Below are 5,237 nucleotides of genomic sequence, written 5' to 3' on the forward strand. Positions count from 1 at the left end.
GGNCCCTCACAGCACCGCGCAGCCCTGCTTGCAGGCGGGTCACCGCGGAGAAAGGCGCCCTCGCACGGGCCGAACGTGGCACGCGGACCGCCAGAAGGTGGGACACAATTGCCGGAAGGTGGGACTCGCCCATGCAAGGACCGACTTTGCCGGGGCCCTGACCGTATTTGCTGTGAGGGGGCCCCTCAACGGCCAGCGGGGGCGAACGGTGGGGAACGGAACCCGGGAGCGTCAGGCAGCCAGGCGGCCCAGCACGTGCGCGTAGCGCCGGAACCCTGCCTTGATCTCCGTGGGCGACGGGGAATCGGGCCGCAGGACGCCCGGGAGCAGGGCCGTGCGCCACAGGCGCAGGGTCTGCGACGGCGCCGTCACGTGCTCCGGCCCGGCCAGGGCACCCGCCAGCCGGACGGCCTCCACGATGTCCGGCGCCAACTCGCCGGTCAGCTCCGCGGGCCGGCCGACCGCGGCACCCACCAGGGCATGCAGCAGGCTCGCCAGCTGCAGGTCCCCGCCCACCGCCACGACACGCCCGAGCACCTCCGGATCCGCCAGATCCGGCGGGAAGTCCTCGATGGAGCCCGAGTGGATCGCCAGGTATCCGACGATATCGGCCACCGTCGTGTCCGGGGCGCTCACCCAGACGGCCTGGTTCCGGAATAGGTCGAGCACGGCCGGGGACAGGCCGCCGATCCGCGCGACGAGACCGAGAATGCGTTCGAGTTCACCGCCGCGGGAACGCGCGAAATCGGCCACCCTGGACTCGCCCGGTCCACGCGGCGGCATGCTCGCGGCCGCACCCAGGTGCACGAGACCCCACAGCGGCCCGAATATCTCGTATGCCAGTGCTTCCTCGGAGACTTTCATCCTGCCCTTTCCCGACCGCGTCAGAAGTTTCCGGAGAAGAATCGCATGATCGCTTCGTTCGTCGGAACGACGTCAGTTATACCCTCGTTGATCAGCTGAATTCCCTCCGGGGTGTTGACGAAGTATTCCGGCTGGTTCCGGCCCGGTCCGCCGAGCTGCCGGACCGAATCGGCGAAGTCCTCGGGCACCTCGACCCTGACGATCCTGCCGCCGACCCCGTACTGGGTGGCCGCGCGCTGGAAGTCGTCGGTCAGGTAGACCCCGCCTTCCGGCGTGTACTCCCGCTTGCCGTCGACCGCCTTGTTCAGCGAGAACTGGTCGCCCTCGAAGTCCTTGGAACCGTGGTAGAGGACCTTCTTGCCGGGCGGGGTGTCCGGATTGTTCTGCGGGTAGAGCCCGAACGGGTCGATCTGCCAGATCGGGTTGGACACGTAGGCGTACGGATTCGGCGACGGGGCCAGTCCGAGCGGATCACTGCTCTGGTACCGCGCCGTGGCGGGTTCGTAGTAACGATGGAAATTGTAGTGAAGCCCGGTCTCGGAATCGTGGTACTGCCCAGGAAACCGAAGGTCGCATTCCGCCGGGCCGACAGCGGACCGGACACCCCACAGACTGGCGGTCGCGCGTCCGGCCAGGATTCCGTCGGGAGTGACCAGTTCCGCGGGAGAACCGCTCAGGTCGGCGACGATCGCGTAGAAGGCTTCGTCGACGCGATCCCGTTCGCCCTCGCCCGCGAACTTCCGCTCGAACTGGAGCATCGGGGTGAAACTCCCCGGTTCCAGCTCCCAGGTGGTCGTCCCGCCCTCGCGTAGCTGCTCGGCAAGCACGTTGCCGTCCCAGGCGAACTCGACCCGTTCCAGCACGGTGACCCGGTCCTGCGCCAGCCGTTCCTTGGCGATCCGGCGGCCCAGCGCGTCGTACCGGTAGCGCCAGTGCTGCCCCTCCGGAGTGTCCGCCGCGGTCATCCGGCCCTTCGGATCCCAGGTGTAGTGCCAGGCCCGCCCCTCGCCGTCCGCCAGCGCGACCTCGCGGCACACGACCCTGCCTTCACGGTCGTGCCGGTAGCTCACCTTCCCCGCGCGCCGGAGCAGGGCACCCGCGTATTCGCGTTCGCCCCGGGCCGCGGCGTCCGGATCGTCCCCCAACGCGGGCCAGCTGGCCAGCACAAGGTTTCCCGCCGCGTCGTAGGCATAGCGTTCCTCCCAGCCATCGCCCAGCACGGAGGCGACGCGGCCGTTCGCGTCCAGACCGTACTCGCGGGCACCCGCCAACTGGTCGACGCTCCGGGTGACCCGTCCATCGGCGCGATACCGGTACGACCGGCGCTGCAGAACCCGCTCGCCGCGCCCCCGGCCGCCGGGTGCGCCGGAGGTGGTGACCGATTGCGCGCGCAGCCGGTGGTTGGCGTCCCAGATCTGGGTGAGTGCGACCGAACCGAGCAGGCGACGGGTTTCACGGCCGGCGCTGTCGTAGCCGAAGTGCATCCGCCGGCCGGCGGCAACCAGGCTCGACGGCCTGCCGTTCGAGCCGTATTCCCAGGTGCTCTCGGTGCCCGAAGGCGTGCGGCGGCGAATCCGGCGGCCGAGCACGTCGTAGGCCGACTCGACGGTGCGGCCGTTGACCGTCTCGGCCACCACGCGTCCCAGCACGTCCCGTTGCAGCAGGACGTCGGCGTCGGCGTTCGCCGCACGAACCAGGCGGCCGTCCGCGTCGTAGCCGAAGGTGGTGACCGAACCCTCGCAGTGTTCCTCAAGAACGTTTCCGAGTGCATCGCGCCGGAAGACGGTGACCTCGCCGTTGCCGTTCGTGTACTCGGCGATCCGGCGCGCGGCATCGTAGCCGTAGCGGAGGTTCCTGCCGTTGAAGTCGGTTTGCCCGACCAGGTTCCCGGCCGCGTCGTAGTGGTAGCGCCAGGTCAGCCCGTGGGAATCGACCACGGCGACCCTGCGCAACTCGGTGTCGTAGCGGAACTCCAGCCGCGAACCGTCGGGACCGGTCTCCGCGACGGGGAGGTCGAAATGATTGACCTCGACGCGAGTGGTGTTTCCCAGCGCGTCGATGTGGCTGAGCGTGTTGCCCTCACCGTCGTAGGACCAGCGTTCCGTCGCGCCGTCGGGGAGCGTGCGGGACAGCGGCTTGCCCTCGACCGTCCACCCGAACCGCGTCATTCCGCCGAGCGGGTCGATGATCGCGCTCACCCGCCCGAACACGTCGCGGCGATACCGCGTCACGGCACCGTCGGGTGCGGTCACGGCGACCGGGAGCCCGGCGCGATCGTTGTCGATCCGGGTGGTCTGCCCCAGCGCGTTGGTGGACGAAACGAGGCAGCCGCGTTCGTCGTAGGCGTAGCGGGTGACCGCTCCGGCCGGATCCACGGCGGCGGTGCGGTTGCCACGGTCGTCGTATTCCTGGCGCCACCGCGCCCCGCCCGGCGCCACGATGCCGACCGGCAGGCCCTGTCCGTTGTATTCGGCGTGGGCGCGCGTGCCGTCCGGCCGCTCGATGGCGGTGAGGTTGCCGTCCTCGTCATAACGGTAGCGGAAGGTGTTCCCCAGCGGGCCGGTTCTGGACAGCAGCCGGTGGTGCCGGTCCCACTCCGAAACCGTCTCCGCGCCGAGCGGATCGATTTCCCGGACTATCTGGAACTGTTCGTTCAGCTGGTAGGTGGTGGTGTGGCCGAGGGAATTCGTTCGCCGGGTGGTGCGGTTCCGCTCGTCGAACTCCAGCGTGCAGTCCAGGAATCCCCCCGCACCGCGGGCCTCGACGCATCGGCCGAGCCCGTCGTAGCGGTAGCGGTACCACATTCCGTTCGTGTCTTCCCAGCCGGTCAGCCTGCCTGCCGGGTCGTAGTCGAAACGCACCGGCCTGCCCGAGGAATTGACGACCTCGACGAGCCTGCGGCCGGCGTCGTACCGGTACCGTTTGAGAGGGATGTCCTGGCCTTCCGGGTTCGCCAGGTGGAGTTCGCTGATCAGGCCGTCCTCGGTCGCCACGAGAACGCGGTAGCCTCCGGAGTGCGTGATTTCGGCGAGCAGGCCGCCCGCGTCGTACCGGAAGTCGATCCGGTTGCCGTTCCGGTCGGTGATCGCACTGATCGGCAGGCGGTCCCCGTCACCGGCCGCGAAATGCAGCGTACGGCCGAGCCTGCGGTTGGTCACGGTGAAACCGCCGTCCCCGGCCCGCGCCAGCGGCCACGGGGTACCGTGCACGGGCAGCACCGGCTCCCCGGCCGCCGGGACGGGATAGGTGAGCAGCATGCCGTCGGCCGCGACGAAATGCACCTCGTCCCCGGCGACCTCGATCTTCTGGTCCACAGTGGACGACCAGGTGGGCCCGAACCAGCGGCCGTAGGAGTGATCCGAGCGATGCGACCGGCTGAGCACCAGCGGCAGGGTCCCGGGCAGTTCCACGTCGACCTGGTCCAGGAACACCCGGCCGGTGGTCAGATCGATCGGGTCGTCCGTGGCCGGTGTGTCGGCACTGGTCTTCGAAGTCTTGGGCGGCTCGCTGTTCTCCACCTTCGGCGGGCCGGAACTTCCCGAAGGCTGGGTGGAGGTGCCGTTCGAAGAGGGCTCGTCGGGCGAGGACGAGCCCGTCGTGCCGTCGGTGCCCGATGGCCCCGTCGATGGTTCGTCGGTGCCGCTCGGCCTGGTGCCGTCACCGGTGCCGGTGTGCGGTTCGTCGCCCGAGGAGGAGGCGTGGGTGCTGTCGTCCCCGGCGCGCAGGTGGGGTTCTTCACCGCCGTGGCCGTGGAGGGCGTTCATGACCTTCTTGATCGCGGCGAAGATCTCCTCCAGTTTGCTCATCATCGGCCGCAACGCCTCGACCGAATTGATGAGCTTCTTCAGCAGCGCCCCGATCTTCTCGATCCACGCCGAGACCTGCTCCACCACCTGGGCCACCACCGCCGGTGTGCCCAGCCCCAGCGAACAGACCTCTTCCAGGGCGTCCTGGATGAAATCCCCCACCGCCTGGGTGACCATGTCGCGGACCATGCCCCGCACCGCACCGGTGATGACGCCGACGATCTGCACCACGGTGCCGATCGTCTCGGCACACGTCGCCGCCGCGCCGAGGTGATCGATCTTGTTCTTCAGGTTCGCCCGGTAGGTGTCGGCCGCCTGACCGGTCCAGTGCGCGGTGTCCCTGCCGACGGTGTCGGTGAGCTCCTTGGCGGACTTCTGCACCGCCTGCGCGACGTTCTTCCACGTCTGCGAATAGGCGGCGATCTGGTCGGCATCACCGGCCAGCTGGTTGAGCGCGTCCTGCAACGGCTGAACGTGCTCGATCAACCAGTTCAGGCCATAGGAGATCAACGTGCCGACCGGCTTCATCGCCATCGTCCACAGGTCCATACCCGTCCCGAAAGCGGC

2 protein-coding genes are annotated in these 5,237 nt (G+C 69.0%); both read right to left on the minus strand.

Annotated elements, in window-relative coordinates; genetic code table 11:
* Positions 1 to 231: 231 nt before the first annotated feature.
* Entirely contained in the window at positions 232 to 864 is a 633-nt protein-coding gene (locus tag FNH05_RS31540) for a hypothetical protein (protein ID WP_144592501.1), read from the minus strand.
* Between the two features lie 20 nt (positions 865 to 884).
* Entirely contained in the window at positions 885 to 5,219 is a 4,335-nt protein-coding gene (locus tag FNH05_RS31545; protein ID WP_144592502.1) for a DUF6531 domain-containing protein, read from the minus strand.
* Positions 5,220 to 5,237 lie beyond the last annotated feature (18 nt).

The organism is Amycolatopsis rhizosphaerae, from assembly GCF_007713715.1.
In the GTDB taxonomy this organism is placed as follows: Bacteria; Actinomycetota; Actinomycetes; order Mycobacteriales; family Pseudonocardiaceae; genus Amycolatopsis_E; species Amycolatopsis_E rhizosphaerae.

What these genes read in the sequence shown, in the direction of transcription:
- FNH05_RS31545 (WP_144592502.1), bottom strand. Translation starts at nt 5,219, where the DNA reads ATGGACCTGTGGACGATGGCGATGAAGCCGGTCGGCACGTTGATCTCC.
- FNH05_RS31540 (WP_144592501.1), bottom strand. Translation starts at nt 864, where the DNA reads ATGAAAGTCTCCGAGGAAGCACTGGCATACGAGATATTCGGGCCGCTG.